Source organism: Nocardia sp. 852002-20019_SCH5090214 (assembly GCF_001665865.1).
GTDB lineage: Bacteria > Actinomycetota > Actinomycetes > Mycobacteriales > Mycobacteriaceae > Nocardia > Nocardia nova.
In genome coordinates this window covers 34,051-54,244 of record NZ_LZMK01000028.1, presented here as the reverse complement: position 1 = coordinate 54,244, position 20,194 = coordinate 34,051, and the positions used below count along the sequence as shown (strand labels likewise).

At 68.8% G+C, this 20,194-nt stretch carries 17 protein-coding genes; 9 read left to right on the top strand and 8 right to left on the bottom strand.

The window, feature by feature from the left end; translation table 11 throughout:
• Nucleotides 1-54: 54 nt before the first annotated feature.
• Nucleotides 55-1,185 (bottom strand): sorbosone dehydrogenase family protein, encoded by a 1,131-nt coding sequence (locus tag A5780_RS03595; protein ID WP_064907701.1) that lies wholly within the window; start codon nucleotides 1,183-1,185, stop codon nucleotides 55-57.
• A gap of 178 nt (nucleotides 1,186-1,363) precedes the next feature.
• Between A5780_RS03595 and A5780_RS03590 the strand changes: the two genes are divergently transcribed.
• Nucleotides 1,364-2,335, top strand: a complete 972-nt coding sequence (locus tag A5780_RS03590; protein WP_064907177.1) for a DoxX family protein — start codon at nucleotides 1,364-1,366, stop codon at nucleotides 2,333-2,335.
• A 3-nt stretch (nucleotides 2,336-2,338) separates the two neighbouring features.
• Nucleotides 2,339-2,779, top strand: a complete 441-nt coding sequence (locus A5780_RS03585; protein ID WP_082976265.1) for a nuclear transport factor 2 family protein — start codon at nucleotides 2,339-2,341, stop codon at nucleotides 2,777-2,779.
• Nucleotides 2,780-3,066: 287 nt separating this feature from the next.
• Here the strand turns inward: A5780_RS03585 and ilvD are convergent, their stop codons facing one another.
• Both ilvD and A5780_RS03575 read right to left on the bottom strand, forming a co-directional pair.
• The gene (ilvD, locus tag A5780_RS03580) at nucleotides 3,067-4,908 is read right to left on the bottom strand and encodes a dihydroxy-acid dehydratase (protein WP_064907700.1); all 1,842 of its coding nucleotides are present in this window, start codon (nucleotides 4,906-4,908) and stop codon (nucleotides 3,067-3,069) included.
• 470 nt (nucleotides 4,909-5,378) lie between these two features.
• Entirely contained in the window at nucleotides 5,379-5,942 is a 564-nt protein-coding gene (locus A5780_RS03575) for a PH domain-containing protein (protein WP_231982835.1), read from the bottom strand.
• A 350-nt stretch (nucleotides 5,943-6,292) separates the two neighbouring features.
• Between A5780_RS03575 and A5780_RS03570 the strand changes: the two genes are divergently transcribed.
• The 3 genes from A5780_RS03570 to ilvC are packed head-to-tail and all read left to right on the top strand — an operon-like array spanning nucleotide 6,293 to nucleotide 9,809.
• Nucleotides 6,293-8,257, top strand: coding sequence for an acetolactate synthase large subunit (locus A5780_RS03570; RefSeq protein ID WP_063015152.1), 1,965 nt, complete (start codon nucleotides 6,293-6,295; stop codon nucleotides 8,255-8,257).
• Complete coding sequence (gene ilvN, locus A5780_RS03565) at nucleotides 8,254-8,757, top strand: acetolactate synthase small subunit (RefSeq protein ID WP_040720620.1); 504 nt, start codon at nucleotides 8,254-8,256, stop codon at nucleotides 8,755-8,757. Before A5780_RS03570 ends, ilvN begins: the two co-directional genes overlap by 4 nt.
• A 50-nt stretch (nucleotides 8,758-8,807) precedes the next feature.
• Complete coding sequence (gene ilvC, locus A5780_RS03560; protein WP_181064025.1) at nucleotides 8,808-9,809, top strand: ketol-acid reductoisomerase; 1,002 nt, start codon at nucleotides 8,808-8,810, stop codon at nucleotides 9,807-9,809.
• Nucleotides 9,810-9,913: 104 nt separating this feature from the next.
• Here ilvC and A5780_RS03555 read toward each other — a convergent pair whose 3' ends face one another.
• Genes A5780_RS03555 through A5780_RS03540 form a run of 4 tightly spaced genes read right to left on the bottom strand, consistent with a single transcriptional unit; the run spans nucleotide 9,914 to nucleotide 15,106 of the window.
• Nucleotides 9,914-11,185, bottom strand: coding sequence for a CHAT domain-containing protein (locus A5780_RS03555; protein ID WP_064907699.1), 1,272 nt, complete (start codon nucleotides 11,183-11,185; stop codon nucleotides 9,914-9,916).
• On the bottom strand, nucleotides 11,182-12,702 hold the full coding sequence (locus A5780_RS03550) for a tetratricopeptide repeat protein (RefSeq protein WP_064907698.1): 1,521 nt from the start codon (nucleotides 12,700-12,702) through the stop codon (nucleotides 11,182-11,184). Before A5780_RS03550 ends, A5780_RS03555 begins: the two co-directional genes overlap by 4 nt.
• Entirely contained in the window at nucleotides 12,702-13,712 is a 1,011-nt protein-coding gene (locus tag A5780_RS03545; RefSeq protein WP_064907697.1) for a hypothetical protein, read from the bottom strand. Before A5780_RS03545 ends, A5780_RS03550 begins: the two co-directional genes overlap by 1 nt.
• Nucleotides 13,709-15,106 carry a hypothetical protein gene (locus A5780_RS03540; protein ID WP_064907696.1) on the bottom strand — a complete coding sequence of 466 codons (1,398 nt, stop codon included), beginning with the start codon at nucleotides 15,104-15,106 and terminating at the stop codon, nucleotides 13,709-13,711. The genes A5780_RS03545 and A5780_RS03540 overlap by 4 nt, the downstream gene beginning before the upstream one ends.
• A 155-nt stretch (nucleotides 15,107-15,261) precedes the next feature.
• Here A5780_RS03540 and A5780_RS03535 point away from each other — a divergent pair, with 155 nt between their 5' ends.
• The 4 genes from A5780_RS03535 (at nucleotide 15,262) to A5780_RS03520 (ending at nucleotide 19,345) form a co-directional block, all read left to right on the top strand.
• On the top strand, nucleotides 15,262-15,798 hold the full coding sequence (locus A5780_RS03535) for a lipoprotein LpqH (RefSeq protein ID WP_030512959.1): 537 nt from the start codon (nucleotides 15,262-15,264) through the stop codon (nucleotides 15,796-15,798).
• Between the two features lie 17 nt (nucleotides 15,799-15,815).
• Nucleotides 15,816-16,619: a hypothetical protein gene (locus A5780_RS03530; protein WP_064907695.1), complete on the top strand. Its 804-nt coding sequence runs from the start codon at nucleotides 15,816-15,818 to the stop codon at nucleotides 16,617-16,619.
• A 127-nt stretch (nucleotides 16,620-16,746) separates the two neighbouring features.
• Entirely contained in the window at nucleotides 16,747-18,108 is a 1,362-nt protein-coding gene (locus A5780_RS03525; protein WP_064907694.1) for a DUF2252 domain-containing protein, read from the top strand.
• A gap of 247 nt (nucleotides 18,109-18,355) precedes the next feature.
• Nucleotides 18,356-19,345: an acyl-CoA thioesterase gene (locus A5780_RS03520; RefSeq protein WP_231982838.1), complete on the top strand. Its 990-nt coding sequence runs from the start codon at nucleotides 18,356-18,358 to the stop codon at nucleotides 19,343-19,345.
• A gap of 10 nt (nucleotides 19,346-19,355) precedes the next feature.
• Here A5780_RS03520 and A5780_RS03515 read toward each other — a convergent pair whose 3' ends face one another.
• Nucleotides 19,356-20,192 carry an enoyl-CoA hydratase/isomerase family protein gene (locus tag A5780_RS03515; protein ID WP_064907692.1) on the bottom strand — a complete coding sequence of 279 codons (837 nt, stop codon included), beginning with the start codon at nucleotides 20,190-20,192 and terminating at the stop codon, nucleotides 19,356-19,358.
• Between the last annotated feature and the right edge of the window lie 2 nt (nucleotides 20,193-20,194).

Sequence of the window (20,194 nt, the reverse complement as noted above, 5' to 3'; positions counted from 1 at the left end):
TGTGACGGTGTCGAATGCCCGGTCCGGTGGGGCCGGGCATTCGTCTGTGTGCGCCTAGTCCGGTCCGCTGCCCGCGCCGCCCTTGGGCGGTGGGATGCGCACGATGCGGTCGTCCAGCGGTCCCGCGGCGGCGGGTTTGTTGACCGTACCCACCCAGACGTTGCCGTCGCCGCCCAGCGCGGCGCCCCCGAGCGAGCCGTATTTGTCCTGCGCCACCATCGTCGGGGCGGTGGTCACCGCGTGCGTGGTCGGATCGGCGTCGGCGAAGGCCAGCGCCTTGGCGCCCGACATCGAGATCGCCACGCCGTCCACGGCGGCCGCGCAGCCGCCCGCACCCGGCTTGTCCGGCCAGGTCCACGCCGTGGCGACGGCGCCGTCGGGTCCCAGTCGCTGCAGCCGGTCCTCGGTGGCGGTGCGGTCGGTGAACCAGATGGTGTCCTTGTGGTCGGGGCACACCCCGCCCGCGGTGCCGATGCCGGACGCGACCACCTTCGGATTCGCGTTACCCGGCGCCGGATCGTCGATCTCGAGCAATTTGCCCGCCAGCGATCCGGGGTCGTTCGCCGCACCCGGATTGCCGGCGTCGCCGGTCAGCACCGCCAGTTTGGTCGGTGAGACGAAAGCGAGCGAGCCGTGGTTTCCGTTGGCGCCCTTGGGAATTCCGGTGAGAATCGGCTTCGGATCGCCGCCCGCGCCGATACGGACGACGCGATTGTCCGAGGCGGTGGTGATGTAGGCGTAGACCAGGCCGTCCTCGCCGTAGCTAGGTGAGAGCGCGACATCGCTGAGCCCGCCGTCGCCGGCCGCGTCGACATCGACGCGGGTGACCTCGAGCGGCTGCGGTGGCGCCTGGCTCGGATCGACGGCGGTGACCTTCAGGATGCGGCCGGTGGTGCGTTCGGTGACCAGCGCCTGCTGCCCGTCCGGCAGGACCGTCAGCCCGCCGGTGGTGTCCAGGCACGACACCACGACCGCGGGATCGGGATCGATACACGGCCCGGTGGGACGCTGCCCGGTCGGCGGCGGAGTCTTCGGTTCGCTGGTCGGGCCCTGCCCCTCGGGTTCGATGGTGGGCGCGGGAGTGAACGGTTTGGACGCGGAATCGTCGAAGCGAGCACAGCCGACCACCAGGCCGGCGGTGACGGCGAGGATCGACGCGACACGGCCGACGACAACCACACTCATTGCCCAAACGTTACGGAAATACCGCCGCGCGCGCTCGCAGGGGTCCGGACCACACCGCGCGGGCTGTCCCGGCGGCTACGGTTCGTGCTGGCGAGGCGCGCCGCGGAACCGGCCGGGCGGGGCTGACACGCCGGGAACAGACCACGCGCCCACGCGTTTGGCGTCATACTCTGTGCCCGTGACGGACAAGCCGAATCAAACACCGGAATCGAATCAGCCGTCGGGGCGGCCGTCGGGCTCCGGACCGACGGCGGGCAGCCCCTACGACAATCCGACCGGCGAATTCCCCTCGGTGAAACCCGCGGTGGGCAAGGATGTTCCGCGGACCGAGGACGATCTCGGCCTGGACCCGGACGTACCGTCCGCGGGTGCCGAGCACACGGGCGCCACGAAGAGGACGCAGCCCACGGGCGCCGCAGCCGCCGGAGCTACCGCCGCGAGCGCAGCGCATCCCGGCACCGAGCACCCCGGTACCGAACATGCCGGCACTGAGCACCCCGGCACCGAGCATCCTGACACCGTGCCGCCCGGCGCCGAGCCGGCCGCCTCGGAAGCGCCCACCTACGCCTTCGCCACGATCCCGCCCGCGCGGGCCAACGGCGAAACCGAGCGGCTGCGCCGCCCGCGCGAATACCGCCGCGGCACACTGGATCTGGGTCTGCTGGGCCTGCGCCTGACCGTCGGCCTCACCTTCCTCTACCACGGCCTGCAGAAGCTGGCGGGCTGGTTCCACGGCCCCGGTCTGGACGGCACCCGGCACATGCTCGAGCAGGGCGGCTGGAAGCACATCGAGCTGTCCACCGCGATGCTCACCGTGTCCGAGGTCGGTGGCGGCGCGCTGATCATCCTCGGTTTGGCCACTCCGCTCGCGGCCGGTGCCGTCCTGGCGTCGATCTCGACCGCGTGGCTGTGGAAGCAGGGCATGGCTCCCGACTTCCAGTACCGCCCGGTCGAATTGGAGTCGATCCTCGCCGGCGCGGCGGCATCGCTGATCCTCACCGGCCCCGGCCGCCTGTCGTTCGACCGCAACCGCGGCTGGGCCGTCCGCCCGTCGTGGGGTTCGTTCGTCTGCCTGGTCCTGGCGCTCGGCGCAGCGGCCGCTGGGTGGATTTTCCTGCACGGCGGCAACCCGTTCGTGGGAATCTTCTGAACCGTGCCTGATTCCGCAATACCGAGTTACCGAGCGATCGAACGCCTGATCGCCGACTACGCCCTCCTGGTCGACCAGGGCGATTTCGCAGGTGTCGGCGCCCTGTTCGCCACGGGCTCCTTCGGGTCCAGCGCCGGAATGATCGAGGGCAGTGCCGCCGTGGAAAAGATGTTGTCCGGCACCGTGATCCGCTACGACGACGGCACTCCTCGCACGAAACACCTGGTCACCAACCTGGTGATCGAGGTCGACGAGGCCGAGGACACCGCGACCGGCAGGTCCTACTTCACCGTCCTGCAGGCCACCCCCGACCTACCGCTGCAACCCATCGTCAGCGGCCGCTACGACGACCGCTTCCACCGCCCCGCCGGACAGTGGGCATTCGCGCAACGCGCGGTCACCATGGATCTCATCGGCGACGTGAGCCACCACCTGCGCAGATAACTCCGCGCCCCGTTGACGTTCGAACGGAAACGGCCGCTCCGTTGGGGAGCGGCCGTTTCGCGCACTCGACAGCTACCCACACCCCCACATCAGACAGAAAGGCCGCCCCCGCGACAGAGGAGCGGCCTTTCGTATAGGTGTCCTGATCTTTCATCTGAGGCGACAACTGATCTCGTACGCACATGGGTAACTCACCGGGTACGCCCAGAACTCAGCCGATCACCTGACGTAAGACCGACGCCCAACCCTCCGCGCGCCCAACGGCACGCAGAGGCCCGGAGAGGCGGTCACGGCACGCGGCGCACGGCGCCCTTGTCGGCGGAGGTTGCCAGTGCGGCGTACGCACGCAGCGCGGTGGTGATCGGCCGATCACGCTGGACCGGCTGCCACGGCCGCTCCTGCGCCTCCATCTTGGCGCGCCGCTCTGCGAGGACCTCGTCGTCGACCAGCAGTTCGAGCGCGCGGGTGTGCACGTCGATGCGGATGCGGTCGCCGTTCTCGATCAGGCCGATGGCGCCGCCGCTGGCCGCCTCGGGGGAGATGTGCCCGATGGACAGGCCGGAGGTGCCGCCGGAGAAGCGGCCGTCGGTGATCAGCGCGCACACCTTGCCCAGGCCGAGGCCCTTGAGGAACGAGGTGGGATGCAGCATCTCCTGCATACCGGGGCCGCCGGCGGGGCCGCCGTATCGGATCACGACGACGTCGCCGGGGGTGATCTGTTTGCCCAGGATCGCCGAGACCGCGTCTTCCTGGGATTCCAGCACCACGGCCGGTCCTTCGAAGGTGAACAGGTCCTCGTCGATACCGGCGGTTTTCAGGATGGCGCCGTCGAGGGCGATATTGCCCCGCAGGACGCACAGCCCGCCCTCGACGGTGTAGGCGTGCGCGATATCGCGAATGCACCCGTCCTCGGCATCGGTGTCCAGCGAGGACCAGCGGTTCTCGGTGGAGAACGGCACAGTGGTCCGCACTCCGCCGGGCGCGGCGTGGAACAGTTCGATCGCTTCGTCGGAAGCCTTGCCGGAGCGGATGTCCCAGGTGTCGAGCCACTCGTCGAAGGAGGCGGTGTGCACGGTGGTCACATCGGTTTCCAGCAGTCCGCCGCGGCGCAGTTCGCCCAGGATGGCGGGAATGCCGCCGGCGCGGTGCACATCTTCCATGTGGTAGTCGGAGTTGGGGGAGACCTTCGACAGGCAGGGCACCCGGCGCGAGATCTCGTCGATGGTGGCGAGGTCGAAATCGATCTCGCCCTCCTGGGCGGCGGCCAGGGTGTGCAGCACCGTGTTGGTGGAACCGCCCATCGCGACGTCGAGGGCCATCGCGTTGCGGAAGGCCTTGGCATTGGCCACGTTTCGCGGCAGGACGGATTCGTCGTCGTCGCGGTACCAGCGGTTGGCGATCTCGACGACGGTGCGGCCTGCCCGCTCGAACAGCGCGCGCCGCGCCGCGTGGGTGGCGAGGGTGGAGCCGTTGCCGGGCAGTGCCAGGCCCAATGCCTCGGTGAGGCAGTTCATCGAGTTCGCGGTGAACATGCCGGAACAGGAACCGCAGGTCGGGCAGGCGCTGCGCTCGACCTCGCTCAGCCCCTCGTCGCTGACCTCGGTGGAGGCGCTGGCGGCGATCGCGGTGATCAGATCGGTGGGCGCCTGCGCCACACCGCCGACGACCACGGCCTTGCCTGCCTCCATCGGACCGCCGGAGACGAACACGGTCGGGATGTCGAGCCGCATGGCGGCGTTCAGCATGCCGGGAGTGATCTTGTCGCAGTTGGAGATACACACCAGCGCGTCGGCGGTGTGCGCGTTGACCATGTATTCGACCGAGTCCGCGATGATTTCGCGGCTGGGCAGCGAGTAGAGCATGCCGCCGTGACCCATCGCGATCCCGTCGTCGACGGCGATGGTGTGGAATTCGCGCGGCACACCACCGGCGGCGCGCACCGCGTCGGCGACGATCTCGCCGACATCCTTCAGATGCACGTGGCCGGGCACGAATTGGGTGTAGGAGTTCGCGATCGCGACGATCGGCTTACCGAAATCGGAGTCGGTCAGGCCGGTGGCCCGCCAGAGTGCGCGTGCGCCTGCGGCATTGCGTCCGGCGGTGGTGGTGCGTGAGCGAAGCGGTGGCATGAATTCGGTCCTCGGTGGTCGGCGCGGTGGCCGGAGCGGCTCTACTCGGGCAGGGCTCTGCTCGTCGGTGCTCATCGTCCGGTGGGTCGCCGGGGCCGGGGCCGAGGGCTGGTCGGCCGCCGTGCGGAGCGTCTCTTCGGCGAGTGGTGTCGTCGGCAGAGGTGCCTGTTCGCAAGAGCAGAGTGTCTGTTCGGCGCTTCAACGTTACTCCCGCCACCGGAGCGTGCTCACCGGAGGCGGGTGGTCGTGCGGCCGCGGGGTGGCGCGGCAGCACGACGCACGTCGAGCCGGTCCGAGCGGCCGTCACCGGGTGGGGTCTCGACCACGGACCCGCACCGCGACGCGATGATCGCGGCGACTGCGCCCCGAGTGGGGACGTAGTCAGGGCAGCATCGCGAAAGCGCGGATTTGTTCCCGGAGTTCGACGTTGGCGGGAGAGTGTGAAACATCCCACTCGAGGGAGAGGCCGCTCAGTCCTCCGTGGAGGTGTCCGGCTTGTCAGCGGCTTCGGTCGACGAGCTGTCCGCGGCACCGGATTCGGTGGCCTCGCCGGTGCTCTGGCCGCTCGTCTCCTCCGTGTCCGCCGCGCTCTTCTCCGGCCGGGCGAACGGATCCGGAATCCGCCCGTCCGATGCCGCGACCAGATCCTTCAGCCGGTCGTAGCTCACCGCCGGCAGGGCCACCTCGGAGTCGTCGCTCAGATGCGCTCGCACCCAGCCGCGCTTGGGGATCCGCAGTCCCTGGATCTGCGACCAGTCGAGGTGCCGGGAGCCGAAGGTCGTGCGCAGGTCGAGTCCGCTCGCCGATACCGTGGTGCGGGACCGCTCCACCCACCACGCGACCGCGGCCGGGATGAGAAACAGGATCCACAGCACCGCGGGCCAGCCGAAGAACGGGAACGCCGCGCAGAACAGCAGAATGAACACCCCGAGGTGCGCGAGCCGGGGGATACGGATCACACGCCCCGTATCGGTTCCGCCCTCGGCGGTGTGGGACGATTGAGCTGGTGGCACGGACTGCTGCGGCGATGACACACCCCCATCCTCGCATCATGGTGAAGCGACACTCGAACCGCCCCGTCTCACATAATGAGACACCGCACGTCAAGTAATTTGACTCATCGACTCTCGCGCGCATACCGTCGAGCGCGTGAATCGAAACGAGCTTCTCGTAATCGGCCGGCGCGTCCAGCGCTGAGCCTGACGACTCGAGGTCGACTACGTCAGCTCGCAACTGCGACGCGCCACCCTCGCTCAGCCATCGGCTGACGGGGGCTTTTTTGTGTTCGGACAAGTTGTGTTCATGGCTTCGAAGATCGCTCGAGCGCCGCGCAGGCGCCGCGTGACAGCGAAGCGGTGAACGACAAGCAGTAAGGAAAAAGACGGTGAGCGCACCAACTGCACGGCCCGGGCCCTCGGCCCGCAGGCCAGCGCCTTCGGCCTCCCAGCCGACCCCCGCGGCTGCCGCCGCGATCGGAAACCGCCGCCAGGTCCCGCCCGAGAAGGTGACCGGCGCCCAGTCCGTCGTCCGCTCCCTCGAGGAGCTCGGCGTCGACACGGTATTCGGCATTCCGGGTGGTGCGATTCTCCCCGTCTACGATCCGCTCTTCGACTCCACCCGCGTGCGTCACGTCCTGGTCCGCCACGAGCAGGGCGCCGGTCACGCGGCGACCGGTTATGCCCAGGCCACCGGCAAGGTCGGTGTGTGTATGGCCACATCCGGTCCGGGTGCGACCAACCTCGTCACCCCGATCGCGGACGCGCAGATGGATTCCGTGCCGCTGGTGGCGATCACCGGACAGGTCGGCCGCGGCCTGATCGGTACCGACGCCTTCCAGGAAGCCGACATCTCCGGCATCACCATGGCGTGCACCAAGCACAACTTCCTGGTCAACGACGCCATCGACATCCCGCGCATCATCGCCGAGGCGTTCCACCTGGCCTCGTCGGGCCGTCCGGGCGCGGTGCTGGTCGACATCCCGAAGGATGTCCTGCAGGCGCAGACCACCTTCAGTTGGCCGCCGGAGATGCGGCTGCCCGGCTACCGTCCGGTGACCAAGCCGCACGGCAAGCAGGTGCGTGAGGCCGCGCGGATGATCGCCGAGGCCAAGGCGCCCGTGCTCTACGTCGGCGGCGGCGTGATCAAGGCCGATGCCTCGCCCGAGCTGCTGGAACTGGCCGAGCTCACCGGCATCCCGGTGGTCACCACCCTGATGGCGCGCGGCGCGTTCCCCGACAGCCACACCCTCAACATGGGTATGCCCGGTATGCACGGCACCGTGGGAGCCGTTGCGGCCCTGCAGAAGTCGGACCTGCTGATCACGCTGGGCGCCCGCTTCGACGACCGCGTCACCGGCCAGCTGGACTCCTTCGCCCCACACGCGAAGGTGATCCACGCCGATATCGACCCGGCCGAGATCGGCAAGAACCGCCACGCGGATGTGCCGATCGTGGGTGACTGCCGCGAGGTCATCACCGAACTGATCGAGACCCTGAAGTCCGATCCGGCCTTCACCAACGCCGAGGCGCCGCTGCTGGACCTGGAGTCCTGGTGGACCTACCTCGACGGTGTGCGCAAGCAGTACCCGCTCGGCTACGGCCCCACCTCCGACGGCTCGCTGTCGCCGGAGTACGTCATCGAGACCCTGGGCCGCCTGGCCGGACCCGATGCCATCTATGTGGCCGGTGTCGGCCAGCACCAGATGTGGGCCGCGCAGTTCGTCAAGTACGAGAAGCCGCGCACCTGGCTGAACTCCGGTGGTCTGGGCACCATGGGCTACGCCGTGCCCGCGGCGATGGGCGCCAAGATGGGCGCGCCGGACAAAGAGGTGTGGGCGGTCGACGGTGACGGCTGCTTCCAGATGACCAACCAGGAGCTCGCGACCTGTGCCGTCGAGGGCGTGCCGATCAAGGTCGCGCTGATCAACAACGGCAACCTGGGCATGGTCCGGCAGTGGCAGACCCTGTTCTACGAGAAGCGCTACTCCAACACCGACCTGGGCACCCACACCCTGCGCATCCCCGATTTCGTGAAGCTCGCCGAAGCGCTGGGCTGCCACGGCATCCGGGTGGAGAAGGAAGAGGACGTCGAGGCCGCGATCCGCGAGGCGCAGTCGATCAACGACCGTCCCGTGGTGATCGACTTCATCGTCGGCAAGGACGCGCAGGTGTGGCCGATGGTCGCCGCCGGAACCTCCAACGACGAGATCATGGCAGCGCGCGGCATTCGCCCGCTGTTCGACGAGGACGAGCAGGCCTCCGAGCCGGCCGTCATCCATGAGGCCATGTCCCACGACAAGGCGACCCTGGCGGCGCACGAACGGGCCTCGCAGAAGGAGACCAACCTGTGAGCACGACCCATACCCTCAGCGTGCTGGTGGAGGACAAACCCGGCGTGCTGGCCCGGGTGGCGAGTCTGTTCTCCCGGCGTGGATTCAATATCGAATCCCTGGCCGTGGGTGGCACCGAAGTTCCGGACATCTCGCGGATGACCATCGTCGTCACCGTGGAGGATCTGCCGCTGGAACAGGTGACCAAGCAGCTCAACAAGTTGGTGAACGTCATCAAGATCGTGGAGCAGGACGCCGACGCCTCGGTCGCCCGCGAGCTGATCCTGGTGAAGGTGCGTGCCGATGCCAGCGTGCGCACCCAGGTGATCGAATCGGCCAACCTGTTCCGGGCTAAGGTCATCGACGTGTCGCCCGACGCGCTGACCATCGAGGCGACCGGCACCCGGTCCAAGCTCGAGGCGCTGCTGCGGATGCTGGAGCCGTACGGCATCCGTGAGATCGTGCAGTCCGGCGTGGTGGCCGTCGGCCGCGGGCCGAAGTCCATCACCGCGACCCGCTAACACTTATTCAGAAGAATCAACGAAGGGACACAACCACAGTGGCAGTCGAGATGTTCTACGACGACGACGCCGACCTGTCGATCATCCAGGGCCGCAAGGTCGCCGTGATCGGCTACGGCTCCCAGGGCCACGCACACTCGCTGAGCCTGCGTGACTCCGGCGTCGAGGTGCGCATCGGCCTCAAGGAAGGCTCCAAGTCGCGGGCCAAGGCCGAAGAGGCCGGCCTGACCGTCGGCACCCCCGCCGAGGTCTCGGAGTGGGCGGACGTCATCATGCTGCTCGCCCCCGACACCGCGCAGGCCAAGATCTTCACCGAGGACATCGAGCCGAACCTGAAGGACGGCGACGCCCTGTTCTTCGGCCACGGCCTCAACATCCACTTCGGCCTGATCAAGCCTCCGGCCAACGTCACCATCGGCATGGTCGCCCCCAAGGGCCCCGGCCACCTGGTGCGCCGCCAGTTCGTCGACGGCAAGGGCGTTCCGGCCCTGATCGCCATCGACCAGGACCCGAAGGGTGAGGGCCAGGCCCTGGCGCTGTCCTACGCCAAGGGCATCGGCGGCACCCGCGCCGGCGTCATCAAGACCACCTTCAAGGAGGAGACCGAGACCGACCTGTTCGGTGAGCAGGCTGTCCTCTGCGGTGGTACCGAAGAGCTGGTCAAGACCGGTTTCGAGGTTATGGTCGAGGCCGGCTACGCGCCGGAGATGGCCTACTTCGAGGTGCTGCACGAGCTGAAGCTGATCGTCGACCTGATGTACGAGGGCGGCATCGCCCGCATGAACTACTCGGTCTCCGACACCGCCGAGTTCGGTGGCTACCTGTCGGGCCCGCGGGTCATCGACGCCGACACCAAGGAGCGCATGAAGGCGATCCTGAAGGACATCCAGGACGGCACCTTCGTCAAGCGCCTGGTCGCCAACGTCGAGGGCGGCAACAAGGAGCTCGAGAGCCTGCGCAAGCAGAACGCCGAGCACCCGATCGAGGTCACCGGCAAGAAGCTGCGCGACCTGATGAGCTGGGTCGACCGGCCGATCACCGAAACCGCGTAAGGTTTCACACCCGAACGACCCGCTGGGCAGTGTGTCCGGCGGGTCGTCGTGTATGCAGGGCCGCTCGCCCGCGCCGGTTCCCGGTGCTGTCTCGGCGGTCGCTGCTAGCGCTCGGCGTCCACGGTGGCCACTGCCGCCCACAACACCGGTGACTCCTCGACGGCGCCGGTCTCGCGCCAGGCGGTGAGCCGCTCCCGCTGCCAATTCGCCAGGGCGGCAACCGGTTCGGCCTGTTCGTGCGCCTCGTCGACCGCGCAGATGACATCCTGCAGCGGCGTCGCGGTGGCGCCCGCGAACCGCTGGAACGCCAGGTCGGTCGGCAGCGGCCAGCGGGTGGCGGTGACCAGTTCGGCGCCGCCGTGGATCATCGCGGCGACCAAGCCCAGTGCCTCGGTGAAGCGCAGGTCGCCGCCGCTTTCGCACGCGATCAGCGCGACTCGGCTCGGGATAGGCCAGAGTTGCGGTCCCGCAACGGGTTCGGGCTCGAGCGTATGAGTACCCAGCAGCAGATCCTTGGCCGACAGCGGGCGATGCGTGCGCAGCGGCCGGGCGAAACCGGTGGTGTCGGCGGTGCAGGCGAGGTGCAGTCCGGCGTTCTCGCTCAGACCGGATTCCGGACGTTCGGCGGTGACATGGCCGACGTAGACCAGCCGGGCGGCCCCGTCCCGCAGTAGCGCGCTCAGGCGGGCCCGGTCGAGATCGGTGCGCCGGAAGGCGTGCAGCGGGTCGTCGGTCAGCGGTCGAAATCGCTGTCGCGCAACATATTCGGATACCCGCTCGGTGAGTGGCGAGCTGGAATTCATCCGCCCGAGCACCGAACCGAGCTCGGAATCGGCCCGGAATCCGGGCACGCGCGGATCGAGCACCGCGACCACCGGCATATCGCGGTCGTCGGCCCATCGGCGCGCGGTGCGGCCGGGCGCGTGGACGATGCTCGCCGGTGCGAGCAGGCCGAGATCCGCGATATCGATCAGCCGCAGGGCCGGATCGGGCGCGATGATCTCCCACGGCACCTGCGCGACCCGCGGTGACGGCTGCAGCCGGATATGCGGGCGAATTCCGCGCACGAGCAGGTCGTGCAGTTGGATCGCGAGCGCCTGTGGAAGCAACGCACGGCTGAGTGCCTGCGCCAGTGCGTATTCCGATTCACGATCAGCGAAAGCGCCAGTGGTGAGGGCTTGTTCGAGTCCGCCGGGACGGGCCGGATCGGGCAGCGCCGCCGCGAGCCGGCGCACCGCGACGTCGATGTCCGCGCCGGGCAGCATGGCCACACCCGCGCTCGCGGTATCCCCGAGCCAGCGCCAGGACATGTACAGATCGCCCGCATCGGCCATCCGCACGATCACCGTCGGTCGCGCACCGGGTGCCTCGTTCATATCGCCAGGACCCGATCTTCCCGGACGGTCCGGCCGTACCGGTGTTCGGCGGCGGTGAGGTAGGTGTCCAAGGCGATGTGACCATCCGGGGACACCGACAGCCGTGGCGGTGGCGCAACGGGCAACCCGGCCGCGGCGGCAACCTGGGCCAGCGCCGAGCCTAGCTGCAGGGAACCGGCGCCGGGACTGTCGAGTGCGTCGCCGGGTGCCGGTATCGGGTCGAACGGAAGCCGCGGCGGTCCGCTGTCGGCGGCGGTATGGCTGTCGAAAGAAGTTCCAGCGCATACGGTTTCGACCAGATCGGCGATCAGCTCGCCATTACCGCACAGGTAGGCGAAGCGGAACGCCAGCCGCACGGCGGGCGCGGCCATCTCACGATTCCACCGCTCCCGCTGGGTTCCGTTGGTGAAGCTGTAGCGCACCGCGTCGATGGCGATGGCGGAGGTGACGGCCAGATCCCGAGCGAGGGCGAGTACCTCCGCGGGCGGCGGCGTGACCATGTCGCCGATGAGCGATTCCCACAGCGCGGCATGCCAGTAGTCGACCCGCGCGCACTGCAGGCCGAGCCCGCGCACGGCGTAGATCTCGTACGCGGCCGCGAGCTGTGCTTGTCCCTCATCGACTCGGCCGTGCGCGAAATCCAATGTCGCCAAACGGATTCGAACGCCGGCGGTTTCGAGCGCGGCCCCGAATCGCTCGAACGATGTCAGCGCCCGGCGATACAGCTGTTCGACGTGATCGAGGTCGCCGTGCCGTTCGGCGAGATAGCCCATCAGCTGCAGCCCCAGTCCGGCGCGGTAGCCGAGGCCGGCCCGTTCGACATACTGCTGGGCGGCACGAAGATGCGGCTCGGCGTCGTCGGGGCGGCCCAGCCGGGCGTACATCATCGCGAGCGTCTGCCGGGATTCGGCCGCCGCGTTCCCGTCGCCGGCTGCCTCGAATGCGGCGAGGGCCTGGTGGGCGAAGTCGAGGCCGAGCTCGCCGCGACCGGATTCGAAGTGGGCGGCCGCGAGATTGCCGAGCGGGTAGCCGCGCAGCTGCGGCGCGAAGCGCGTGGCGAACTCGAGTGATTCGGTGGCCAGCTCGATCGCCCGCGCCCACTGACTGCGATGCATCGCGACGGCGGTGAGCGAGACCATGCACGACACCTGCAACGTCGACAGTTCGCTGTGGCCGGTGAGGAGGTCGCGCGCCTGTTCCAACGCCGTGTGCGCGGCGTCGAGATCACCCACGTGCTGCAGTGCCTGCGAATAGTTGACGAGCGTGGATGCGCGCTTTTCCGTCGCGTCGCCGGGGATTTCGGTGAGCGCGGCGCGGAATCCGGTGATGGCGCCGGCGTGGTCGCCGAGTTCGTCGCGCATACTCGCCGCATTGACCAGAGCGCTGACCCGGACGCCGCCGGTGGTGGTGTGTGCGGCGTGCTCGAATATCCGCAGGGCCTCGGTGACCTCGCCGCGGGCGTAGGCCGCGGCGCCCTCGTGGAGCAGTTCGAGGCCGGGCGGGGGAGTGTCGGCCATCAGAAGTCCGTATCCGATGCCGCGGCCACGCGCTCGGCCTCGAGCAGCAGCTCGGACCGATCGGGCGAGCGCAATCGCGCCACGACGAATTCCCTGATCCGCTGCCGCTGTGCCGGGCCGTACCCACTGTCCGTCGCGCCGATGGCAGGCCCGACGCCGGGCACGTAGATATCCACGCGCACAACATTGTCCGCGTCGATGGGCGCCCCACCGATCCAGGTATCACCGTTCGGCTGCAGCCCGAAATCTGTCGGCGCGGCGGTGGTCACCACGCGAGCCCGGGGCCATAGATGCCCGGGCAGAGCGGCATCGAGGTCCGGCGCCGCCGCCGCGCGCACCTCGACCGTCGTACTGCCGGACTCTCTGGTCAGACGCCACGAGACGGCGAATTCCGAGGCATCCAGCACGCCCGGGGGACACCGGCGCCAATCCCAGCCCGAGGTGCCGGTCGCCAGCACCAATCCGGTGCGCCCGGGGCCGGCGGGACCGGCCGCCAAGGCATAGTCCTGCCGGCGCGCCGCAGTCGCATCGAACGAGGGAGCCACCGGCGACGGTTGTGCATCGGCCCCGTCGACGATCGATTCGCAGACTTCGGTGAGAGACGCGAGGTCCCCGCCGAGCACCTCGGAATCGAGCGCGGGAATGCCGTCGATGGTGGAGGCGGGCCACCAGTGCGCGGCCCAATGCGCATAGCCGAGTTGCCTTGCGGCCTCGGCCAATTCGGGACGGGCGGGCGTCGCGAGCAGCTCTCCCGACCGGCCGTCGGCGACAGCGAGCGCCACCGGTTCGCCGTACACGGCCCACAGCCACTCCTGTGCGGCATCCGGATCGTGCAGCACCGCCGCCGGAACTGTCTGCTCGGACAGCAAAACCCACGACAGATGACCGCCGATCACCTCGAGCACCAGCGTATCGAGTCCGGGCATCGCGTCGTGGACAGTGGGAGCACCGGCCGGTGAGATGACGACGACCTCGTTGTCACTGTGCAGGAATACGGTCTCGGGCATCATCCGGCCCTCGATTCCAGCGAATCGTCCATGCCTGCAAAGGAATTGGCGGTCAGTGCCTTCCGTACCCGGGCGCGGTGATCGAGGATGACCGAGCGTGCGACCCCGTCGAGCAGATCCCACAGCTCGGCTGTCTCCGGCGCGGTCGGTGACATGGATGCGCCGCGAACATCGCGCCCGTGCAGGCGAACCCACAGCCGCCGCAGATACGAACGCCAGGGACGGCGAAGCTCGGCCGCGATCACGGCGAGCGGATCGGACGGCTCCCCGGTGTCGTGCACGGCGAGGCGGCGTGCCTGCAGTACATACGCCTCGCGGCGCCACCTCCCGTTGATCGCCCGATGCGCGGCGGTGCTGCCGCGCAGAACAGAAACACCTTGGCGTGCAGAATTTTTCGACTCCATGTCGCCGCCGCTCGAGGCCACCGGCTCGCTCTCGGGCGACCCACGGGTTCCGGTGACAGGTGCCAGGCCCCGTGCCAGTGCCACTCCCGCTGCCGCTGTCACCCGAAGTGATTCGTCGAGCAACGCCCACGGCGCGCAACTCCGGGCGATCTCCTCGGTCACCAGTTCCGGGATCGTGGGGAGGTCCGAGCGCTCGGTGGAGGCTTGCAACACCGTGAAGACACGTTCGTAGATGGTGCGGTCGAACGGCAGCGCCAGTGTCGCGGTCGATGCCCCGGTGCCGAGCGCGGGGGCGACCGGCAGGCGGTGCACGGTCAGGCCCAGCTCCTGGGCAGAGTCACCGGAAGCGTTGTGCCACAGCTCAATTCCTGTGTGCGTCCCTGCTCGCTCCGTGATCAGGGTGCGCAGTTCCCGGGCGGCGTCGTCGGCTCGGGCGGTGGCGCACGAATCGAGTAGTGCGGCGAGGGCGGTGGTGTGGTCGCCGATCGCGGGCGCGGAATGCGGTCGCCGGCGCCACGCGGTATCGATCAGCGCCGCGAGTTCGCCGGCCGTGGACCGATCGGTGAGATGGTCCTTCAAAGCCTGCGTGGTGCGCCCGGCCGTGAGGTGATGGATGTCGTGCAATGTGGCTGTGGCGGTGGGCCGGTCGCGTACCGGATCCGGTGCCCCGGACACCGTCGCCAGTTCGAAACAGCGCTGGAAGTACAGGTCCTGCGGATTGCCGTCGGTGATGCGCAATGCCCGTCGGACCTGCTTGAGGAGGGTGAACCAGGCCGCGGTCGCGCGCAGGACATCGGCGGCGGCATGGACGCGGGCCGCGAGCAGCGTGGCGCCGTCCGCGGTGAGTATCGGCCCGGCGCAGGCGGGGTGCTGGACAGGCCGGATCACCAGCGGGTCGAGGATCAGTTTCACGGTGCGGCGCAACGGTCCACCCTGGGCGCCGCTGAGCGCCTCGACGCCCTCGATACCGCGCCACACCTCGTCGAGCACCATGGTGCGCGGTCGTCGCATTCGGTCAGATTAACCGACCGTCGCTGCCGCTGCCCGGGCCCCGAAACCTGGGATCGGTAGGCGGCGAACCGTTCCTACTTTGTGAACAACGGCCCGATCACAGGGCCGGACTCACCGAGAACGAAGGAACGAACACCATGCGTACCAAGCAGATCCGGATCGCCGCCGCCACCCTCGCCGCCGCCGGTCTCACTCTGGCCCTCGGCGCCTGCGGCGACGACTCCGGCACCGCCGCCCCGGCATCGACCACCGCGGCGCCCGCGACCCAGGCCCCCTCGGGCGGTAAGTCGGCGGCCCTCGTCGACGGCAAGGCGCTGAGCGCGAACTTCGACACCACCTGCGCCCAGCACGCCGGAACCCTCGCACTGGCACTGAACGATGCCGCCAACTCCACCTACGGCCGGCTGACCGTCAGCGCCACGCTGACCGCGGGCGGCGACACCGTGCAGGCCGTCGCCATCGGCGGCAGCAAGGGCGGCGCCTCCGGTATGCCGTATGCCGTGGGCTTCGGCAACGGCCAGCCCGGCGGCTCGGCCACCGTCAGCAAGGACGGCAAGACGTACAAGATCACCGGTGAGGGCGTCGCCGCCCCGGATATGACCAACCCGATGGCCGGCCCCGCCACCGCGAAGTTCGAGCTCACCTTCGCCTGCCCCACCATCGTCAACGGCTGAGCAGGGGAGGAACCGCCATGCGCACCACAGCACGAGCCGGGGCCGTCGCATTCGAGGTCTTCGCGGTCGGCGTCTACCTCTGGCACGGGCTCACCTATCGAGCCGGCAGTCCGTGGGAACCGGGTTTCGCCGCTTGGCTCAACGGTTTTCTGGCACTGCCGATCATCGCGTTCACCACGGTGGTGATGGTCTTCGTGTTCACCGGCGAGGGCGTGCTGTCGGCGCTCACCGGCCGCAACAGCGCGGAGTTCCGCGATGGCCTGCTCGGACTGGGAACCGTCAAGTCGGTTCGCGAGACGGGGGTCAGCGTGAACGATCAGCCGCAGCTGCGCATCGAGTTCAGCGTCGAGGGCGCCCGGGGGGAGATCTTCGACTCGGCCGCCAAGATGATCGTGCCCCTCGCCGAACTGGCGCTGCTGCGCCCCGGCGTCGTGCTTCCGGTGCGCTATCTGCCCGGACGGACCGACAAGGTGGAAGTCGACCGATCCGGCGACAGCGCCTCGGCGCAGCAGGCGATGAACGAATCGATGATCCGCAAGGGAGTGACCACGCGGGCCAAGCTCGATATCGCCGGCCGCGGCGTCGCCGCGCAGGCGGTCGTGCAGTCGCTGTCGGTGCCCGGCGAAATCCGCAACGGCTACGCGAAAATCGACCTCGGTCTCGCGGTCACCCGGCCCGACGGCAGCACCTTCAGCACCCACGCGGAGAAGTTCCTCCCGCCGACGAGCGTCTCGAATGTGCAGGTAGGGCGGATCGTGCAGGTGCACTACCTGCCGGAGAACGAGCAGGAGGTCGTCATCGCGATTCCGCTCAACGCATGAGCTGCGGGGTGTGCCGCCCTTCGCAGAACCAGTGCTGCGGAGGGCGGCACAGTCGTGTCGGCGGCAAGCGGATCACGGTGGTCGCCGAATGGTTGCCGCGAACGCGTTCCGGGGCAAAACTTGGTGGATGACGAATACCGTGGCCGAACCCGTTTCCGGCGAACCCCGCTCCACGGGACGTGCGGTGCGCGCCACCGTCCCCCGCTCGTCGCTCGGCGAATTCCGTCCCGCCCCCGATCGCGATCCGATCGCGATCCTGGAGCGGCAGGCGACGACCCGGCTGCCCGAGCTGGTACCGATTCGCTACGCCCGGATGGCGGCCGGGCAGTTCTCGTTCTTGCGCGGCGCCCCCGCGATCATGGCCGCCGACCTCGCCACGATCCCGCACACCGGGTTGAGCGTCCAGCTGTGCGGGGACGCGCATCTGTCGAATTTCGGCATCTTCGCCTCCCCGGAACGGTCACTGGTGTTCGACCTCAACGATTTCGACGAAACCCTGTCCGGCCCGTTCGAATGGGATGTCAAGCGGCTGGTGGCGAGTGTGGCCGTGGCGGCGAGGGAGAAGGGCTTCACCGACGAGGAAGCCACCGCGGCCGCCCGCACCGCCGCCACGGCCTACCGGGAATGTATGCGGCGTCTGGCCGGCATGGACTCCCTCGACGTCTGGTACGAGCAGGTGGACGAGGAGACGGTGGCGAATATGGTGAGCCGCCCCAAGTTCCGCGAGGGCGTCGACCGCACCTTCGAGGCGGCCCGCAAGCGCACCAACCTCGGCGCGCTGCGCAAACTCACCTACATCGACGCCGATGGCGCGCTGCGCATCCAGCATCGGCCGCCGCTGCTGACACCGGTCGATTACGTCGACGCGCAGACCGTCGAAGAGGTGTTCATCGCCTACCGGCGGTCGCTGCCCGAGGAACGGCGGGTGCTGGCCGATCGCTACCGCATCGTCGACTACGCGCACAAGGTGGTCGGCGTGGGCAGCGTCGGCACCCGCTGCTACGTGATCCTGACCGTCGACAGCGACACCGGCGGCCCGCTGTTCCTGCAGATGAAGGAAGCCGAAAAGTCGGTGCTCGAGCCCTATCTCGCGCCGAGCCGCTTCCAGCACCAGGGCCACCGCGTCGTCCACGGCCAGCGTCTGCTGCAGACCTCCAGCGACATCTTCCTCGGCTGGGTCTCCGGCCCCTACGACCGGAACTACTACTTCCGGCAGCTGCGCGATATGAAGGGCGGCGCGGACATCACACAGCTGTCGAAGGCCGCCCTGCGCGACTACGCCGGAATCTGCGGCCACACCCTGGCCCGCGCCCATGCTCGCTCGGGCGACCGCATCGCGATCGCCGACTACCTCGGCGGGGGAGAGGCCTTCGACAAGGCGATGACGCAATTCGCCCTGACCTATGCCGACCAGACCGCCGCCGACCATCGAGAACTGTTGCGCGCCATCGACTCCGGACGGGTGCAAGCGGCGGCGAACCCGTATTGAGACTGCGCGCGCCGGGCTCCGTCGATCGAGGGTGGTTCGGGTCTCGGCGCGGCCGACGTGTGCAGTCGGGGCGTGTTTCGCCTGGGAAGTCGGTTACTCGCCCGTATGGCATGCGGCCTCTACTGTGCTCCACGACAACGGTGTCAGCGAATCGACCGCACGTCCCCCGAACGGAATTGTCGCTGTGTCCGACACACTCACCGCTACCGCGCCCGCCGCCCACTCGACCGGATCTCGCGCCGAGGTAATCCACCGCTTCCTGGTCAAGCCGGCCGACGCCGGCATCGTCGGCACGGTGGACGGCGGCAAGCTTCTCGAATGGATCGACAAGGTCGCCTACGCGGGCGCTGCCCGGTGGAGCGGTCACTACTGCGTCACCGCCTACGTCGGCAATATCCACCTCGACCGTCCCATCGAGGTCGGCGAGTTGGTCGAACTGCACGCCAACCTGGTCCATACCGGCCGCACCAGCATGCACATCCTGGTCACCGTCTATTCGGCCGACCCGACCCGCGTGAAGCCGGTCCAGAGCGCCCAGTGCCTGACCATCTTCGTCGCCGTCGACGACGAGCGCCGCACCGTCGAAGTGCCGCAATGGAATCCGACCACGGCTCTGGAATTGCGGCGGCACCGGCAGGCGAAGGTCAGGATCGCCGTCCGTAAGGAAATCGAAGCCGCGATGGCCGCCCAGCGCTACACCGCCGAAGGGACGGCGCCCAGCGCGACCCTGCGCTTCCTCGCCGCCCCCTCCGACATCAACTGGGGCGGCAAGGTCCACGGCGGCCGCACCATGCAGTGGATCGACGAAGCGGCCTACGTCTGCGGCGCGAAGTGGGCCGGCCAGCACGTCCTCACCTCGTACTTCGGCGGCATCCGCTTCTACCGCCCGATCGTCATCGGCCACGCCGTCGAGGCGACGGCCCGGCTGATCCACACCGGACCTCGCAGTATGCACATCAGCGTGCACGTCACCTCCACCGATCCGCATTCCGGCGAACCGGAACTGGCGGCCCACGGACTGGCCGTGGTCGTGGCCCTGGACCCGGATGCCAAAGCGCGCTCGATCCGGCAGTGGATTCCGGCCTCCGACGAGGACGTCGCCCTGGACGCCCACGCCCGTCACCTGATCGGATTACGTTCGCTGGTCGAGGATTTCACCCCGGCCGATGCGGTGCCGGAAGACGCCGAGCCGAACCATTTCCGGATCACGCCGAGTCCCGGCGCGTCGATGCGGTAGTTCGGCTGTTTCACAATGGCCGCCAACGAAATTCGGCTCCGTCGCGGAAGGCGCCGAACGATTCCGCGAGTTCCCCGGTGGCGCTGCACATCACCTGCGTCCGGTTCTCGATGTCGAGGGCGTGACGCAGACTCGGCGCGTCCACGGTCTGCCACATCGTCTCCTTCGTCATCCACACCGCGAGCGGGGAATGGGCGGCGATCTCCTCGGCCTTGGCGATCGCCCGGTCCAGCAGTTCGTCCTCGTCGACGACTTCGAGGACCAGCCCGATCCGCTCGGCCTCGTCGGCATCGAAAACCCTTCCGGTGAGCAGCAATTCGGCCGACCGGGACGCGCCCACCAACCGCGGCAGGTGATAGCTGGTGCCCATATCGCAGGCCGAGATCCCGTGCCGGATGAACACCGCGCCGAACCGGGCACTGCGACTCGCGTATCGGATATCGCAGGCCAGCGCGAGCGCGAACCCACCACCGACCGCGGCCCCGTTCACCGCCGCGATCACCGGCTGCCGCAGCCGATGGATCTTCTCGAACGCCGAGGCCATCAACTCCTGGCTCGCGTAGATCTGCGCGACCGTCGACTGCGCCGCACCCAGCAGCGCCGCGGTCGGACTGGCATCGGTGGCCGTGAAATCCTCCGGCTTCGACTTCAGATCCGCTCCGGAGGAGAACCCGGCTCCCGCGCCGGTGATCACCAGCGCCCGCACCTCCGGCTTCCCATTCACCTCGTCGAGCACCCGATGCAGTTCGGCGACGGTCTGGTTGTCCAGCGCATTGCGCCGGTGCGGCCGGTCGATGGTCAACACCACGACACCCGAGGACCGATATTCGATATTCAGCGCGGACATGC

Excerpts from the sequence above, each read along its gene's own strand:
- A5780_RS03595 (WP_064907701.1), bottom strand. The coding sequence starts at position 1,185 with ATGAGTGTGGTTGTCGTCGGCCGTGTCGCGTCGATCCTCGCCGTCACC.
- ilvD (WP_064907700.1), bottom strand. The coding sequence starts at position 4,908 with ATGCCACCGCTTCGCTCACGCACCACCACCGCCGGACGCAATGCCGCA.
- ilvC (WP_181064025.1), top strand. The coding sequence starts at position 8,808 with ATGTTCTACGACGACGACGCCGACCTGTCGATCATCCAGGGCCGCAAG.
- A5780_RS03555 (WP_064907699.1), bottom strand. The coding sequence starts at position 11,185 with ATGAACGAGGCACCCGGTGCGCGACCGACGGTGATCGTGCGGATGGCC.
- A5780_RS03550 (WP_064907698.1), bottom strand. The coding sequence starts at position 12,702 with ATGGCCGACACTCCCCCGCCCGGCCTCGAACTGCTCCACGAGGGCGCC.
- A5780_RS03545 (WP_064907697.1), bottom strand. The coding sequence starts at position 13,712 with ATGATGCCCGAGACCGTATTCCTGCACAGTGACAACGAGGTCGTCGTC.
- A5780_RS03540 (WP_064907696.1), bottom strand. The coding sequence starts at position 15,106 with ATGGTGCTCGACGAGGTGTGGCGCGGTATCGAGGGCGTCGAGGCGCTC.
- A5780_RS03535 (WP_030512959.1), top strand. The coding sequence starts at position 15,262 with ATGCGTACCAAGCAGATCCGGATCGCCGCCGCCACCCTCGCCGCCGCC.
- A5780_RS03530 (WP_064907695.1), top strand. The coding sequence starts at position 15,816 with ATGCGCACCACAGCACGAGCCGGGGCCGTCGCATTCGAGGTCTTCGCG.
- A5780_RS03525 (WP_064907694.1), top strand. The coding sequence starts at position 16,747 with ATGACGAATACCGTGGCCGAACCCGTTTCCGGCGAACCCCGCTCCACG.
- A5780_RS03515 (WP_064907692.1), bottom strand. The coding sequence starts at position 20,192 with ATGTCCGCGCTGAATATCGAATATCGGTCCTCGGGTGTCGTGGTGTTG.